Source organism: Thermoanaerobaculia bacterium (assembly GCA_035260525.1).
Lineage (GTDB): Bacteria > Acidobacteriota > Thermoanaerobaculia > UBA5066 > DATFVB01 > DATFVB01.
Genome location: DATFVB010000035.1, coordinates 1 through 16,619, shown reverse-complemented (window position 1 = coordinate 16,619; position 16,619 = coordinate 1). Strand labels below are relative to the sequence as shown.

At 70.0% G+C, this 16,619-nt stretch carries 13 protein-coding genes; 5 read left to right on the top strand and 8 right to left on the bottom strand.

From position 1 onward, the window contains the following. The 3 genes from VKH46_01440 to VKH46_01430 form a co-directional block, all read left to right on the top strand. Positions 1-392: KipI antagonist (locus VKH46_01440; GenBank protein ID HKB69475.1), on the top strand; the 392-nt coding region annotated here is incomplete at its 5' end. Continuing rightward, positions 380-1,156, top strand: a complete 777-nt coding sequence (locus VKH46_01435) for a 5-oxoprolinase subunit PxpA (GenBank protein ID HKB69474.1) — start codon at positions 380-382, stop codon at positions 1,154-1,156. The genes VKH46_01440 and VKH46_01435, both read left to right, overlap by 13 nt. A gap of 25 nt (positions 1,157-1,181) precedes the next feature. Continuing rightward, positions 1,182-2,222: an NAD(P)-binding protein gene (locus VKH46_01430; protein ID HKB69473.1), complete on the top strand. Its 1,041-nt coding sequence runs from the start codon at positions 1,182-1,184 to the stop codon at positions 2,220-2,222. Between the two features lie 394 nt (positions 2,223-2,616). Here the strand turns inward: VKH46_01430 and VKH46_01425 are convergent, their stop codons facing one another. Both VKH46_01425 and VKH46_01420 read right to left on the bottom strand, forming a co-directional pair. Then, positions 2,617-4,629, bottom strand: coding sequence for an APC family permease (locus tag VKH46_01425; GenBank protein ID HKB69472.1), 2,013 nt, complete (start codon positions 4,627-4,629; stop codon positions 2,617-2,619). 43 nt (positions 4,630-4,672) lie between these two features. Further along, on the bottom strand, positions 4,673-6,106 hold the full coding sequence (locus VKH46_01420; protein HKB69471.1) for a hypothetical protein: 1,434 nt from the start codon (positions 6,104-6,106) through the stop codon (positions 4,673-4,675). Positions 6,107-6,241: 135 nt separating this feature from the next. On the opposite strand from VKH46_01420, the gene VKH46_01415 reads away from it, so the two are divergent. Next, positions 6,242-8,299 (top strand): tetratricopeptide repeat protein, encoded by a 2,058-nt coding sequence (locus VKH46_01415; protein HKB69470.1) that lies wholly within the window; start codon positions 6,242-6,244, stop codon positions 8,297-8,299. A gap of 290 nt (positions 8,300-8,589) precedes the next feature. Here the strand turns inward: VKH46_01415 and VKH46_01410 are convergent, their stop codons facing one another. The 6 genes from VKH46_01410 to VKH46_01385 all read right to left on the bottom strand — a co-directional run bounded on the left by VKH46_01410 (position 8,590) and on the right by VKH46_01385 (position 14,724). After that, the gene (locus VKH46_01410) at positions 8,590-9,177 is read right to left on the bottom strand and encodes a DUF2062 domain-containing protein (GenBank protein ID HKB69469.1); all 588 of its coding nucleotides are present in this window, start codon (positions 9,175-9,177) and stop codon (positions 8,590-8,592) included. Further along, positions 9,174-10,121, bottom strand: coding sequence for a thiamine-phosphate kinase (thiL, locus tag VKH46_01405; protein HKB69468.1), 948 nt, complete (start codon positions 10,119-10,121; stop codon positions 9,174-9,176). Before thiL ends, VKH46_01410 begins: the two co-directional genes overlap by 4 nt. Next, positions 10,118-12,565, bottom strand: coding sequence for an endopeptidase La (gene lon / locus VKH46_01400; GenBank protein ID HKB69467.1), 2,448 nt, complete (start codon positions 12,563-12,565; stop codon positions 10,118-10,120). Before lon ends, thiL begins: the two co-directional genes overlap by 4 nt. Next, the gene (locus VKH46_01395) at positions 12,565-13,032 is read right to left on the bottom strand and encodes an Hsp20/alpha crystallin family protein (protein HKB69466.1); all 468 of its coding nucleotides are present in this window, start codon (positions 13,030-13,032) and stop codon (positions 12,565-12,567) included. The genes lon and VKH46_01395 overlap by 1 nt, the downstream gene beginning before the upstream one ends. Positions 13,033-13,174: 142 nt before the next feature. Next, positions 13,175-13,651 (bottom strand): transcriptional regulator NrdR, encoded by a 477-nt coding sequence (nrdR, locus tag VKH46_01390; GenBank protein HKB69465.1) that lies wholly within the window; start codon positions 13,649-13,651, stop codon positions 13,175-13,177. 5 nt (positions 13,652-13,656) lie between these two features. After that, entirely contained in the window at positions 13,657-14,724 is a 1,068-nt protein-coding gene (locus VKH46_01385) for a lysylphosphatidylglycerol synthase transmembrane domain-containing protein (GenBank protein ID HKB69464.1), read from the bottom strand. Between the two features lie 109 nt (positions 14,725-14,833). Between VKH46_01385 and VKH46_01380 the strand changes: the two genes are divergently transcribed. Beyond that, positions 14,834-16,465: a hypothetical protein gene (locus tag VKH46_01380; protein HKB69463.1), complete on the top strand. Its 1,632-nt coding sequence runs from the start codon at positions 14,834-14,836 to the stop codon at positions 16,463-16,465. Positions 16,466-16,619 lie beyond the last annotated feature (154 nt).

The following is a 16,619-nucleotide window of genomic DNA, read 5'->3' as shown; positions in this document are numbered from 1 at the left end:
GCGCGATGCCGGGGCCGCAGCGGGACCTCTTTCCCGAAAGCTCGCGGCGGCGTTTCTTCGGCCAGCCGTTTCGCGTCTCTCCGCGATCCGACCGGCGCGGGCTGCGGCTCGAAGGGGAAGCCGTTGCGCCGACGGAAGGGGAGATCCCGCCGGAGGGCGTCGTCGTCGGGTCGGTCCAGGTCCCCGCCGGAGGCGGGCCGATCGTCCTCATGCCGGACGGGCCGGTCACGGGGGGCTACCCGAAGATCGCCGTCGTCGTTGCCGCCGACTTGCGCGTTCTGGGACAATTGCGGCCGGGAGACATGGTGAGTTTTCGCGAGATCTCGCGCGACGAGGCGGTGGCCGCGTTCGCCGGTCAGCGGGCGGCCCGGGAGGGCGCATGGCCGGCGTGAAGCGCGCGCCGGAGATCGACCTCAACGCCGATCTCGGGGAGGGGTTCGACGACGCCGCGATCCTCCCGTACCTCTCGTCGTGCAGCATCGCCTGCGGCGGGCACGCGGGCGACGCGGCGACGATGCGCGCGACTCTTTCGGCCGCGGCGCGCCACGGCGTGGCCTGCGGGGCGCACCCCGGCTATCCGGACCGCGCGTCCTTCGGCCGCCGCGAGCTGCCGATGACGCTCGGCGAGATCGCGGAGACGGTCGTCGAGCAGCTCGAGGCGCTGGCGCTCGTCGCCCGCGCGGCGGGAGTCGCGCTCGGCCACGTCAAGCCGCACGGCGCGCTCTACCACGTCTGCCATCGCCGGCGCGACACGGCGCGGGCCGTGGCGGAAGCGATCGCGCGGCGGCACCCGCGCCTCGCCCTCCTCGGGATGCCGGGGTCGATCCTGCTCGAGGAAGCGCGGCGCGCGGGGATCCCGTCCGTCGCCGAGGCGTTCGCCGACCGGCTCTATCTCGAGGACGGGACGCTCGCGCCGCGCGGCACCGCGGGAGCCGTCCACGCGTCCGCCGAACGCGCCGCGGCCCAGGCCCTCTCGATCGCCCGCGACCGCAGCGTCGTCTCGGCGAGCGGTGTGCCCGTGTCGGTCGAGGCGCGGACGATCTGCCTGCACGGCGACAGTCCCGGCGCGGTGGAGATCGCGCGGGCGGTTCGAACGGGGCTCGAGTCGGCCGGAATCGAGATCCGCTCCTTCGCGGCCCGGCCGCACCCGGCCTAGCATCCGATCGTCAATAATCTCCCCCATGAGCGCCGGCCGGACCATCGAGATCGTCGGAGCGGGTCCGGCCGGCCTCGCGGCCGCGATCACGCTGGCGCGGCGCGGACTGCGCCCGGTCGTCTGGGAACGCCAGGCGGAGGTCGGGGCCCGGTTCCACGGCGACTTCCAGGCGATCGAGAACTGGACGCTCGACAAGGACGCTCTCGAGGAGCTCGGGGAGATCGGGATCGATGGCTCGTTCTGCCACGCGCTCGTCCGGGAGGGCGTGTTCTTCGACGCCGCGGGCCGGGCGAGGACCGTCCGCTCCCGGCGTCCCGCGTTCTACCTCGTCCGGCGCGGGCCCGAGCCGGGAACGCTCGACCGCGCCCTCGAACGCCAGGCGCTCGAGGCCGGCGTCGAGATTCGCTATGGACGGGCGTGCCCGGAGCTGCCGGAGCCGGCGATCGTCGCGAGCGGCCCGAGGCGAAGCGACGCCGTCGACGTCGGCTACGTCTTCGAGACCGATCACGCCGACGGCGTCTGGGCGGTCTTTTCCGAGCGCATCGCGCCCGGCGGGTACGGGTATCTGCTCATCGCCGGAGGGCGCGGCACGGTCGCGTCCTGCCTGTCCGCGGACTTCCGACGCGCCAACGTCTACCTCGGCCGCACGCTCGAGTTCTTCCGCGGGGCGGTGCCGTTCCGAATGGAGGCGCCGCGCCGGTTCGGCGGAACGGGAAACGTCCACTGGCCGTCGAAGGCGCGGCTGGGCTCCCGGCTCTTCGCGGGGGAAGCCGCCGGCTTCCAGGACGCCCTCTGGGGTTTCGGCATCCGCTGCGCGATCGTGTCGGGGCATCTGGCGGCGACGGCGCTCGCCGACGGAACCCCGGAAGCCTACGACCGGCTCTGGAGACGGAGGCTCGGCGGGTTGATCGCGACGTCGCTCGCCAACCGCCGGCTGTTCCGGTGGGTCGGCGACGCGGGATACGCGCTGATGCTGCGGCGGATGGCGCGGCAGGATGGGCGGGAGTTTCTGGGTCGACTCTATGCGCCGAGCTGGTGGAAGAGGATCTTTGCGTTCGCTTTTTAGCGCGGTCGCGGCGAATGCATCGAGTGACGGGCGCGTGACCCGTCGCGTGAGCTGGCTCAGGGACGGGGAGCGCGTGGCGGCGGCGCGGCTCGTCGAACGAGCGACTCGACCGCGCCCCCGCCACCCCTTTCGCCGACGCTCACGCTCCCGCATCGCGGGCCTTTCGCCTCGGTTACTCCGGCGAAAGGTCTCCGCGATGCGAAAAGCACCAAGCCCGGCGTTTGCAAGTGAGGTCCGAACAAAGGCGGCCTCGCTCCCTCCCTTTGCAGACGCGGCGAGGCGCGAGCCCGGCGGGATGCGGGCCGGCCGGCCCGCGGGCGCGGCGTACCGGGGCGTACGTTAAGCCCGCGAGCGGTCGACACGCGCCCGCCCGGCTCGATGCATCGCCGCGCCGCTATGCGGTCGCGGCGTGCATTTCCTTTTCCGTAACGCGAATCGGCAAGATCACGCTCTGCAGCCCGGAGAACTGGAGTCGCCGCTGGATGGCGTGCGCGGTCTCGTTGTGCAGGAAGCGGTGCACGAAACGGTCGCGTTCGAACACGAGCTTCCCGAGGAAGAAGATCGTGCGGGGGAACTCCTTCTTGACCTCGAGTGCGAGCTTCTCCGCCTCGCCGACGGCCTCCGTCCCGAGCGAGCATCGCCAGTCGGCCTTCATCCCGAGCTTCCGGGCGAAATCGACGTACTGCCGGAGCGAAGTCTCCGTCGATTCCCGGAGGGCCTCGATCTCCGATTCTCCCTTGAATTTCGCGGAGTCGATGACGCCGACCGAGAGGAAGAGATAGTTCGCGTAATGGTGAGGGAAGAGGGACTGGATCGAGAGCAGTGAATGGATCCCGAGTCCGTTGAACCCGCCGACCAGGATCGCGGCGGTCGGCGCCTTTCGGTCCATGGGCTCCTTCTCGATCGCGTGCTCGTGGACCGGGACGTGCGTCAGGACGTCGTCGAGGTACTTCAGCCGGCCGCGAACGGCGGCGTAGTGCGCGTGGATCGCGAACGCCGCGACGACGAACGCGCTCGTGACGCCGACGGTCACCCACCCGCCCACGAGGAACTTCTCGTAGAGGGTGACGCAGAGGATCGAAAAGCAGAGAACGAGCCCGGTGAGATGGACCGGCAGGTTCTTCTGCCATTGCGGCAGGATCTTCCGGTCGCGGATCCAGTGACGCGACATTCCGAGCTCGGTCAGGGTGAACGTGAGGAAGACGTTGATCGCGTACATCGTCACGAGGAGATCCAGGCCGCCGCGGGCGTAGAGCAGCACGGCCCCCGAGGCGAGCCCGATCAGCAGCACCCCGTTCTTCGTGACGAGCCGGTCGGAGAGCTGCGCGAAACGGTGCGGCGCCCAGGAGTCGACCGCCATGTTCGCGAGCACCCGCGGACCGTCGAGGAAGCCGGTCTGCGCCGCGACGAAGAGGAGCATCCCCTCCGACAGGAGCGTCGCGACGACGAGCCAGGCTCCCACGGGAGCGCCTGCCAGCCTCCAGGGGGAGAACACGATCTCGGCGAGCACGCCGTTCATCGTTCTTCCCGGCGTCGGGTGCGCGTGGACGAGGAGGTAGGAGAAGAGGATGCCGCCCGCGGTGAAGGCGAGCGACAGCGCCATGTACAGCATCGTCTTCTTCGCGTTGTGGACGCGCGGCTCTCGCAGGATCTGGACGCCGTTGGAGACCGCCTCGATCCCCGTGTACGTTCCGCCCCCCATCGAATACGCCCGCAGGAGGATGAAGAGCATCGGCACGAATCCGAGCGTGCCGGCGCCCGCCCGGAAATCGGTGGCCGTGCCGTGCAGGACGGCGGGGAGCTCTCCGAGGCGCCCGAGGATCGCCGTCAGGATCAGGACGAGGTGGGTCACGCAGAACACCAGGAAGATCGGCAGCAGGAAGGTGACCGACTCCTTCACGCCCCGCAGGTTCAGGATCACGAGGCCGGCGAGGACCGCGATCGCGGTCACGAGCTTCATCGAATGGTAGTGGAGGGGAAGGAGGTTGAAGATCGCGTCGACGCCCGACACGACCGACACCGAGATCGTCAGGATGTAATCGACGATCAGGGCGCATCCGGAGACGACGCCCGCGCGCGGGCCGAGAAGCTTCGTCGCGACGAGATAGCCGCCGCCTCCGCCCGGGAACTCCTCGATCAGCTTGCTGTAGGCGAAGGAGATCACGAAGACCGTGAACGCCGTCATCGCCGCGAGGATCACCGCGAGCGAGGCGTGCGGGCCGAGCGCCTTGAACGCCTCTTCCGGTCCGTAGGCGGACGAGGAGAGCCCGTCGGCGCCGAGGCCGACCCACGCGAGGAACGCGATCAGCGAGAGGTGGTGAAAGACGCCCGGATCCGTCGCGCGGAGCGGCTTGCCCAGCACGATGTTGCGCAGCGTCGGCCGCCTCCCGCCACCTTCTTCGGGCATGGAGGGGCGATTCTCGCCGAACCGGGGGGGAGTTTCCAGCGCGTCAGCGGCCCGGGACGGCCGGGGCGGGGGCGGCCCGGATGCGCGCGACGAGCCCCGTGAACCGCGAAGAGGCGCGGAGGGAGTCGAAATCGCGATCGCTGCCGATCTCCTGCGCGTCGCGGAAGCCGAGAGCGACCGCCTTCTCCAGCTCGTCGAGCGCGCGGTCGGGGCGTCCGGCGAGCGCCTGGAGGGCGGCGAGCTCGTAACGCGGGTAGGGCGATTCCGGACGAACGTCGGCGGCGATCGACGCGCAGAAGATCGCGCGCGACCAGTTTCTCTCCGAACGGTATCCGCGGGGGAGGTAGAACACGGTCTGCACGAAGATCTCCGAGAGCAGCCGCTCGGCGCCGAGCGCGTCTTCCGACCCGGGAGCCCGCGCGGCTCGGGCCTCGAGCTCCGCGATGCCGAGCTCTTGCCGGAGCCGCGCCCCGGGCAGCGGGTCGCCGGAACGGATCTCCCCCCAGACGCGCGTGAAACGGTCCCGGAAGGCCGCGTCGGCCGCGATCCGATCCTCCTCGTCGCGTTGCGCCCGGCGTCCCTCGGGCGAGCTCCGAAGCGCGGCGAGCGCGTCCTCGAGGCGAGAGACTCCCGCCGTCGCCGGAAAGTCCGCGATCGCCCGCTCGTACTCCTTCATCGCCGGGAGCGTCCGGCCCGACGACGCGAGCGCGGACGCCCGTTCGGCGAAGCGCCGAATCAGCGCTTCCCCGCGGGCGGGGTCGGACGGAACCGCACCGCTCCTCTCCGCCTCGTACTGCATCCACTCGAGCGCCTCCTCGCACACCTCGGGAGGAGGCCAGGCGTGCTCGCCGTCGAACATCTCGAGGTGATGGGGCGCGCCGAGGCGCGCGAGCGTCGCGTCGAGCTCCCGCATCTCGTCGTAGTTGAAGTCCCGATTCCCGACCGCGCCGAACCAGACGAAGGGCGGCTGGCCTTCGACCGGCCGGTGGAAGCCGGCTCCGGCGCCGATCACCCCCGCGACGGTTCCCGGCGCGGTCGCGGCCATGAGCGTCGCGATCCGCGCGCCGCCCGAGAACCCGCCGGCGTAGACGCGCCGGCCGTCGATCGCGAATCGCGCGTGCGTGTCGCGCCAGATCGCCCGGAACGCCGTGACGTTCGGATCGAGGGCGGCGTCGCTCCGCGTGTCATTGGAGGACGCGACGATGAAGCCCTGCTGCGCCGCGGCGGGGGCGAAGAGCCGGGCGGCCATCGCGCCGCGCGCCCGGGCGTCGAAGAGGTAGAGGATCGGCCACCGCTTCTCTCCGGCCGCGGCGAAGCCGGACGGGAGGAAGAGCGCATAACTCTCGGAGGGGGAATCGGCGCAGACGACGCGCTCGACGACGACGCCCTCCGGAAACGGAGCCGGGAGCGGCGCCGGAGGAGCGCCGGGGAGCGCTGCCGCCGCGAGAAAAAAGGCCGCCGCCGCGCTCGAACGCATCGGGCGGATTCTACCTGCGCGCTCCGCCTTCGCTAAAGCTTCCTTCTTCGCTGAAGCCTCAGCATCGCCGCGCCGGCCGACGGTTGAGGGGGCGCCTTGGCCGGGATATGTTCCGCGCGTGCACCGCGGCCGAACATGACGATCGCCTCGCGCGCCCAGGCCATCGTCCGCGCGTGGGAGAAGCGGCCCTGGGCCGGACTCCTCCTCGCCGCGTGTCTCCTGTCGTACGCCAACGGCCTCACGGGGGACTTCACCTACGACGACAAGGCGATCGTTCGCGACAACCCGCGGATCCAGGAGTGGAAGAACCTTCCCCAGATCTTCACGACGCCCTACTTCGGCGGACCGCTGACGAACGGCACGTCCTATCGCCCCGTCGACCTGCTCTCCTTCGCCGCGAACTGGCTCGTCCACGGGAGATACCTGTTCGGCTACCACGCGGTGAACGTCGCCCTCCACGTCGCGAACACGTGGCTGCTCTTCTTCCTGTTCCGCCGCCGATTCGGTGAGACGACGGCGGGGATCGCGGCCCTCCTTTTCGCCGTCCTGCCGATCCACGTCGAGGCGGTGACGTCGATCGTGGGGCGGGCGGAGGTTCTCGCGGCATTCTTCCTGCTCCTCTCCTTTTTCGCGGCCGCGCGGGCACGGCGGCGGCAACGGCGGTACCCGATCGGCGCATGGATGCTGTACTTCCTCGCGATCCTGACCAAGGAGAGCGCCGTGGTCTTTCCCGGGCTCCTCTTCCTCCTCGACCTCGCCGGCGACGCCGGCCCCCTGCTCCGCCGCATCGGCGGGAGGCTCCGCCGCGACGCCCTCTTCTATTTCGGCTTCGCCGCCCCGCTCGCCGCCTCCTTCGCCGTGCGATTCGCGGTCCTCCGCGGCTTCCTCATCTCGAAGAGCGCGGGCTTTTTCGAGCTCGAGAATCCGCTCGTCTCGCTCTCACCCTGGAGCCGGATCGCCAACGCGTCGGCGGTCATGGTGCGCAACCTCGGCCGGATCGTGTTTCCCGCGCTCCTCTCCGCCGACGAGTCGGCCTGGCAGCTGCCGGTCTTTCTCCCCCGCTCGGCGATCTTCTGGGCCGCGCTCCTCGCGATCGCCGCGCTCGCGGCGGCCGGGATCGCCCTCCTTCCCCGGCGCCCGGCGGCCGGCTTCGGGATCCTTTTCTTCCTCGTCGCCGCGCTGCCGACGTCGAACTTCCTCTTCGCGACCGGGACGATCATGGCGGAGCGGCTCATGTATCTCCCCTCGGCGGGAGTCGCGCTCGCCGCCGCGGCCTTCTTCCCTTCCGACGCCGCCGCGCTCACCCGCCGGCCCGTGCGCGCCTCCGCGCTCGCGGCCGTCGTCCTCCTCCTCCTCTTCCGCGCGATCTCCCGGAACCCGGTCTGGGACAGCGATGAGACGCTCTTCCGCAATCTCATCCGGACCTCTCCGGACAGCGCGAAGGCTCACTACGACTTCGCCTACGCGGAGGCCGATCGGAAGCGCTATCGCACCGGATACGACCAGTACGCGATCGCCACGGGGATCTATCCCCGGTACTACGACGCGTGGGCCGGGCGCGGGCGGATGGCGGGAGAGATCGGCGATCTCGCCGAGGCGATCGAGGACGGGAGGCGCTCGGTCAAGATCTTCCCGACGTACGAGAACGGGTGGTTCACGATCGCGTACTCGGCCGAGCGGCGCGGCGACTTCGCCGCGGCGGACGCCGCGTATGTCGAAGGAATCCGGAACTGCCCGACGTCCTATCCGCTCGCGTACCACCGCGCGGTCTTTCTCTTCCGGCGGGGGCGGCTCGACGAGGCGATCGAAGCCTGCCGCCGCGCGATCACCCTCGAGCCGGACATGGCCTTGAATCACGAGGACCTCGGGCGGCTCTTCTTCGCGAAGGGCCGGACCGAGGATGCCGAGGAGGAATGGGACGCCGCGCTCGACCTCTTCCCGACCGACGGCCTCGCGCTGTCCGGGCTCGCCCGGATCGCGGAGGAGCAGAGCGATTTCGAGGAGGCGGCGGACCTGCGGGAAACGCTGTTCGAGGCGAGCCGGGATCGCTCCGACCTGCTGGCGCTCCTGTCGGACCTCGCGCGAGCGCCCAACGCCGCGCGAGAGGCGGCGCGGCGGTGGGACGGGTGGCGCCGCCGGCAGCCGGCGCTCTTCTCGGAGCCGGAGATCGCGTCGCGGCGTCCGGAAAGCTAGCGCGGCGATGCATCGAGCCGGACGGGCGCGTGCCGCCGGCCGCCGGCACGACGTACGCTCCCGGTACGCCTTTGTCGTCGGCCGGCGGCCCGCATCCCGTCGGGCTCGCGCCTCGCCGCGCTTTCGACTTGTCATGAACCGAGTCGTCATATCGGCCTCACACCGAGATGGAGCGCGGCGATGCATCGAGCCGGACGGGCGCGTGCCGCCGGCCGCCGGCACGACGGACGCTCCCGGTATGCCTTTGCCGCCCGCCGGCTTGATGGACGCCACCGCGGACCCTTTTTCGGCTAGACCGGCCGATCCTCACGCTCCGGCGCGCGCTCGCTCGCTGGCACCGAATCGGTCCCGGACGCGGAGTCCGGCGCGACCGGCGTCTCGCCGGTGGCGCGGAGGCGCGCGGAGAGGTGAGGGTGCGTGCGCTGGTACCGAAGGATGACGCCGCGCACGAGGAAATACGTGACGGTCGCGGCGGCCGCGGAGGCGACGACGGAGCCGACCGTGAGCGCCGCGAGGTAGTGCCAGCCGCTGCCGCGGAGCGTGTGCCAGAACTTCCGGTGCAGGATCTCCCGCCACGGGAGGTGCGGGGCGAGCGCGGGGGAAAGGCGCAGCATCTTCTTGCCGATGAACTGCTCGAACGTGATCACGGGAACGACGGTCCACGGATTGACGACGAGAGTCCCCATCACGACGTCGACCTTCGAGAGCCCCAGCAGGAAGGCGAGGCCGAGCGCGATCAGGGTGTGGAAGCCGGTCAGCGGCGTGAAGAAGCTGATCGCGACGCCGAGCGCGAAGGCCGCCGCGATCCGCTCCGGCGGGTCCTCCTTCCCCATGAGATGGAGGATGAAGCGCTGCCAGCGGCCGGCGAAGCTCGTCATGCGAGGTGGTCGTAGCCGCGCTCGGGAACGGCGCGGCGGCGCGCGCCCGCCTCGCGCACGACGCCCCGGCCGGGCTCGACGCGGCCGATCGCGGCGACCGGCGTCCCGAGGCGCCGGGCGAGCGCGACGATCCCTTCCGCGCGGCGCGCCGGCGCCGTGAAGAGGAGCTCGAAGTCGTCGCTCGCGGAGGCGAGCGTCTCGGCGGGGATCCCCGCCAGCGCGAGCCGGACCCCGGAGGAGCGCGCGAGCCGGTGGGCGTCCTTGCCGAGCCCGTCGGAGACGTCGATCATGGCGCTGGCCCAGCGCCGGCGAGCCAGCTCCCGCGCGAACGCGATCCGGGGCTCGGGATCGAGGTAAGGCTTCTCGCGCGCTTCGGGCGCCTTCCCCTTCCTCGAACGACGCCGGGCCAGCGCCTTCGCGGCCGCGCCGGGCGTTCCCGTCACGAAGATTCGGTCGCCCGGACGCGCTCCGGAGCGCAGGACCGGGCGCTCGGCCCGGCCGACCAGGCAGATCGTGACGAAGGTCGCCGGCGCACGCGAGAGGTCGCCGCCCCAGAGGAGCGCGCCGAACGGCCGCATCTTGGCGAGAACCCCGCGGGCGACCGCCAGGGCGTACGCCGCGCCGCGGCCGGGGCCGAGCCCGATCGTCAGGAGGTATCCCTCCGGGTCCGCGCCCATCGCGGCGAGGTCCGAGAGGTTCGCCGCCGCGGCGCGCCTCCCGACCGCGCGGGGGAGCTCGCGGCGCAGGAAGTCGATCCCCTCGACGAGCGTGTCGGTCGTCGCGACGTAGCGTCCGCGGGGAACGTCGAGCACGGCCGCATCGTCGCCGATTCCGACGCGCCGGACGATCCTTCCGCGCGGAAGGCGGCCGCCGCGGGGCGTCCCCCGCCGCGCCGCGGCGGCGATCTTCGCGGTGAGCGCATCCTCCCCGCGAAGCCGGGTCATACGGTGGGGCGCGGCGGCTCGGGGGGAAGCGGCGCCGGGCGTTTTCGCGCGGCGGCCGACTCGGCGGGAGGCGCGGAGGGCGCGGGAAGCAGAGCGGCCGCGAGCACCTCGTCCACGCTCGACACGTAGCGGATCTCGAGTCCCGCGAGCACGTGCGGGGAGATCTGCTCGACGTCGCGCCGGTTGAACTTCGGCAGCAGCACGTGCCGGATTTTCGCCCGCTTGGCCGCGAGGACCTTCTCCTTCACGCCGCCGATCGGGAGAACCTCGCCCCGCAGCGTGATCTCTCCCGTCATCGCGAGGTCCTTCGAGACGGGCCGCCCCGTGAAGGCGGAGATGATCGCGGTCGCCATCGTGATGCCTGCCGACGGGCCGTCCTTCGGGATCGCTCCTTCGGGCACGTGCACGTGGAGATCGCGGTTCTCGAAGTCCTCCGACGGGATCGACAGCTCCTGGGCGTGGGCCTTGGCGTACGTGAGCGCCGCCTGGGCCGACTCCTTCATCACGGCGCCGAGCATCCCGGTGAGGAGGATTCCCCCCTTCCCCTTGACGACGCTCGCCTCGATGAAGAGGACGTCGCCGCCGACGGGGGTCCACGCGAGGCCCGTCGCGACGCCGACCTCGTCCTTCTTCAGGCGTTCCTCGGAGAAGAACTTCGTCGGCCCGAGCATGCGGGCGGCGACCGCGGGAGTGATGCGGAACTTCGTCTTCTTCCCCTTCGCCACGGCGACGGCGACCTTGCGCGCGACCGAGCCGATCTCGCGCTCGAGGTTCCGCAGGCCCGCTTCGCGCGTGTATCCCTCGATGATGTGCTTCAGGCCCGCGGTCGTGAACTCGACGGCGTGCTCGGTGACGCCGTTCTCCTCCATCTGCTTCGGGATGAGGTGCTGGCGCGCGATCTGGAGCTTCTCCCCCTCCGTGTATCCCGACAGGGTGAGCACCTCCATCCGGTCGAGGAACGCCGGCTGGATCGGGTCGAGAATGTTCGCGGTGGCGACGAAGAGCACGCGCGAGAGGTCGTACGGAACCCCCAGGTAATGATCCCGAAACGTCGAATTCTGCTCCGGATCGAGCACCTCGAGCAGCGCCGACGAGGGATCGCCGCGATAGTCGGCCCCGAGCTTGTCGATCTCGTCGAGCATGAAGACGGGATTGGACGTTCCCGCCTGGGAGATCCCCTGGATGATCCTCCCCGGGAGCGCGCCGACGTAGGTCCGTCGGTGGCCGCGGATCTCCGCCTCGTCGCGCACGCCGCCGAGGGAGAGCCGGATGAACTTGCGGTCGAGCGCGCGCGCGATCGACCGGCCGAGCGAGGTCTTCCCGACGCCGGGGGGGCCGACGAAGCAGAGGATCGGGCCCTTCATCGTCTTCTTGAGCGTCTTGACGGCGAGGAACTCGATGATCCGCGCCTTGATCTTCTCGAGGTCGTAGTGGTCCTCGTCGAGGATGCGGCGGGCGCGCTCGAGGTCGGAGGCGTCGGTCGACAACGTCCCCCACGGAAGACCGGTCATCCAGTCGAGATACGTGCGGATGATCGCGGTCTCGGCCGAGTCCGGGTGGCTGCGCTCGAGCCGCTTGATCTGCTTGGCGACCTCGCCGGCGGCTTCCTCCGGAAGTTTCTTCTCGGTCACGAGTCGGCGGTAGTGCTCGATCTCCTCGGAGAGCTCCTCGCCTTCCCCGAGCTCCTGCTGGATCGCCTTGAGCTGCTGGCGCAGGAAGTATTCGCGCTGAGACTTGTCCATCTCGCCGCGAGCCTGCGACGTGATCTCCTGCTGCATCGTCAGGACGTTGATCTCTTTCAGGATCTCCTCGTTGACGAGGCGCAGCCGCGGGATCGCGTTGACCGTCTCGAGGACCCGCTGCGACTGGTCGGCTTTGAGCTCCATGTTCGAGGCCGCGAGATCGGCCAGCCGGGCCGTGTCCTCGAGGTTCGCGGCGATCAGCATGACCTCGGGCGAGATGTTCTTGCCGAGGGTGACGCTGCGCTCGAGGTTCTGCTTGACGCCGCGGACGAGCGCTTCCTCCTCGGGAGCCAGGCGCTTGGCCGGTTCCGGCTCCGGGATCCGGGTCACCTTGGCCCGGAAGTACGGGTCCTGCTGGAGGAACGAGTTGACGCGCGCGCGGGAGACGCCCTGGACGAGCAGCCGGATCCGTCCGTCCGGGAGCTTGAGCATCCGCATGATCGCGGCGAGCGTGCCGACGTCGTGCAGTTCCGCCGGCGCCGGCGACTCGCTGTCGGCGTTCTTCTGGAGCGTGAGCATGATCACGCGCTGCTCCGCGAGCGCGGCGTCGACGGCGTTGATCGACTTCTCCCGCGACACCGAGAGCGGCACGATGATGTAGGGGAAGACGACCATGTCCTTGAGCGGGAGGACCGGCACGATGTCGGGGATCGGGATCTCGCCGATCGACTCCGCGGGCTTGTCGAACTCCTTGTCGGGCATCAGGGGTTTCCTTCCGATATCTGGATCTGGATCTCGACGAAGCGCCGGCGCTCGGCGGTCACCCGAGGGAGGATCACCGTGAGGAGACCGTCGCGCAGCGTGGCGGACGCCTGCTTCAGGTTGACGGCATACGGCACCGGGATCACCTTCTCGAACTCCCCGAAGAATCGCTCCATGCAGAGGAACTTCGGCCGCTCGCCGTTCTGCGGCTCCGTGCGCTTGATGCCGCGCACGCGCACCCGGCTGCCCTGAGCGGCGACGGACAGGTCCCCGGCGGCCAACCCCGGCACCTCGACGACGATCCGGATCTGCTGCGCGTCCTCGAGGACGTCGGCGTTGGGGTCCCACGCCGCCGCGGTCGCGAGCGCGGCCCGCTGGTTCTCGAGGATCCCCGAGAAGAGACGATTGAGCTCCGACTGGAGCCGCGTGATCTCCATCAGCGGCCCGAACAATCCGGCCCGTCTCACGGGCGCGTCTCCGCTCTGCTCACGGGAGCGCTCCGACGCCGCGGAAATTCCAAATCCCAAGCGTCAAATTCCAGGAAATTCGAGGACCGGAGATCACCGATTCCCTTTTGGAATTTGGAGATCGGCGCTTGGAAATTCAGCCTCACCTCGCTCCTTTCGGTTGGCGGCGGCCCGACAGCAGCGTCTTCAGCTCGTCGAGAAACTCGCCGACGTCTTCGAACTGCCGGTAGACCGACGCGAACCGCACGTACGCGACCTCGTCGAGCTCCTTCAACCGCTCCATGACCAGGGAACCGATATCGCGGGTCGTCATTTCGCGCTCGGGGCTCTCGTGGAGCCGGTTCTCGGCCTCGTCCGCGATCGCGTCGAGGCGGGCCGAGGGGATCGGGCGCTTCTCGCAGGCGCGGGAGAGCCCCGCGCGGAGCTTCTTGCGGTCGAACGGCTCCCGGCGCCCGTCGTTCTTGACGACCATGTACGGAATGTCCTCGATCGTCTCGTAGGAAGTGAATCGCCGGTTGCAGACCGTGCACTCGCGGCGCCGGCGGATGAATTCCCCGTCACGCCCTTCCCGGGAGTCGACCACCCGATCTTCCAGCCCTCCGCAGAAAGGGCACTTCATCGGATCTAATCTATCTCGATTCCCCGGGCCCCGCTGCCGCTCGATTCCGCGGCCGCCGCTTCCGCCAGGTCGGCGAGCGATTCGCGCCTCCCGGGCCCGGCGGCGAAGAGCCAGAAACCGATGAGCGTCACGGGAGTGAAGGCGACGAACCAGTACACGATCGCGAGCCCCGTCGCGGCGTCGACGTCGATTCCGTAGAAGAGCGTCAGAGCGACCTGGCAGAGCTTGTGGAACCCTCCGACCCCTCCCGGCGTCGGGATCGCGAGGCCGATGAGGGTCGCGACGACGATGAGGATCGACGCGGCCGGGCCGAGCGGGAGGCGAAAGGCGCGGAACAGGAAATAGACCTGCCCGCAGACGATCGCCCAGAGCGCGACCGACAGGAACGCGGTCGCGGCGAGCGTCCGCGGGTGTCTCACGGACTGCATGCCGTCGAGGAACGAGGAGAACGCGCCGGCCGCCCGGGCGCGCAGCCGTTCCGGGAGCCACCCGATCATCCGCTCGACGACCGTCTGGGCGCCGTGGCGCCTTCCGGTCGCGATGAGCGCGACGGCGTAGAAGACGAGAGCCGCCGCGCCCGAGGCGATCGCGAGGGCGCGGAGGCTCGCGAAGACCGTCGCCGCCTGGCCGGAGAAGCTCGGCCGCAGGCCCGGCCAGAGCCCGTAGAAAAGGAAGAAGAGGAGCACCGTCGTGAGGTCGATGACCCGCTCGAAGAGGACCGAAGCGAAACAGGCCGACAGCGGGACCCGCGTGCGCCCGGCGAGCACGACGGGCCGCACGACCTCGCCGGCGCGCGCCGGCAGCACCGTCGAGGCGGCGAAGCCGATCGAGGTCGCGGCGAAGCTCGCGCCGAACGGCACCCGGCCGACCGGGCGGAGCAGGACTTGCCAGCGCCAGGCGCGGAGCGGGATCGCGGAGAGGGCGCAGGCGAGCGATAGGAGGAAGGCGCCCGGCGCCACGTGCGCGATGCGGGCCCCGACGTCCCTCAGATTCGCCTTGGAAAGGAAAAAGGCGAGCAGCGCCGCCGCGAGCGCGATCGAGACCGCGACCTTGACGCGGCGCCCTTTTTCCATGCCGCTTTCTAACACGAAGATGGCTGTTTGCCCTTGACTTTCTTGGACTTCCTCGCGACAATGAGGCCAGGTTCTCGGTCGAAACAGGGTCAATTGCGGAGGGGTAAATATGCGTCGATTCGCTTTCGGGCTCCTCGTTGCTCTTTGCCTCGCGGCGACGTCCGCGCCTTCGCGCGCGGCGACCCTGATCGGATCGATCGACAACCCGCCGGACGATTCGTCGATCGTCCAGGGGGCCAACTCCGCGTTTCTGGTGCAGGGGTGGGTCGTCGGGAGCCAGGGCGTCGGGCGAGTGGACGTGCTCGTCGACGGACAGGTGCTCGCGACCACCAACGCGTTCAGCCAGAGGCCGGACATCCAGGCGATATATCCGGCGATCCCGAACTCGCTCAATTCCGGCTGGGCCGTCTACCTCGACTCGACCGCGCTCATCAACGGGATGCACACGATCTCCGCCGTCGCGGTCGGGCTCTCCGATGGCGGCGCCGCGCCGGAAACGTCCATTCTCGGTACTCGGAGCGTCCAGGTCGACAACGCGAGCCTGAACCTCCATCCGTTCGGCGACCTCCAGTACCCGATCGACGAATCGACGATGCGGTCGATCTGCGCGGTCGCCCAACCGTCCGGCCCCACCACCTGCCAGGTGTCGCCCTGCGTCAACCCCGGCGAGCCCCCGCCGTTCACGCTGACGATCAAGCGCTCCGATCTGAACCCGGTCTCCGGCTGGGTCCTCGACACCGGCGCCCGCGGGGACCTCGGCCAGACCGGCTACGTCCAGCTCCTGATCGACGGCGTCGTCATCGCGGACACGCGACAGGACTGCGTTCTGATCAACGGCGGCTATGCGAACTGCTACGGGCTGAATCGGCCGGATGTCGAGAAGCAGTATCCCGGTTTCGTGAACTCCGACAATGCCGGGTTCGTCTTCGATTTCGCGGCCGTCGACGACGGCACCGGTCACCTCGTCATCTTCGTCCCGGCTTTGAGCACGATCAACGAAGCGAACGTAGGAGTGCGGAGCGTCACGACGATCGTCCCGGGCAAGCACGACATCTCGATTCGCGCTGGCGACGTCGCGGAAACCGTTTCGGCGATCGGCACCCCGATCTCCGTCAATTTCACGACGGGCTGCACCGGCGTGACCTCCATCGATCACCCGGCGTTCGGAAACGTCGAAACGCCGGTGAACCAGCAGATCCTGACCGGCACGGCCGAGATCTCGGGCTGGGCGTTCGATCCGGACGGGTTCTCCTGTGACTCGACGAACTCGTTCTCCCACATCGACGTCGACGTGGACGGTCACTACACCGACATCATCACGAAGCAGCCCTGCGGGATTCCCTGTCCGCCCGACACGAACTGCCTGGTCGTCGATCCCGACTGCCAGCCGTCCGCGCCCGGCAGCAACGACAACAACGCCGGCACCGACTGGTGCCTCATTCGCGCCGACGTGCCGGTTCACGACGTGCGGGTTCCGTCGGGATTCGTGAGCCCGAATCCGCCCTGCAACGACAGCGCTGCGTCCTGGACGGCGGGTCTCGCGAAGGTGGGGTGGTCGTTCGCGCTCGACACGACCCAGCTCGCCAACACGGCGCACGACCTGAACGTGTACGCCTCGGATTGCCGGGGTTACCGGACGCTCATCGGGCGCCGGAGGTTCGAGGTCTTCAATGACCCGAGCCGCCAGACGGTCACGGCGGCGGCGCACTCCGCTCCGGCTACCGTTCAGCGACACCCGTAACGCGACGCCGGCCGTCCGGAGGCGCGCGTCCGCGCAGCGGATATCGCCCGGGTGTGACGGCGCGTCTCGCGCCGCCCGCTACCGCGAGGCGCGAGCGGCCTGAACGCTCTTTTTCGGCAGCGACGCGATCCGCTGCGCCTCGGGGAAGGCATCC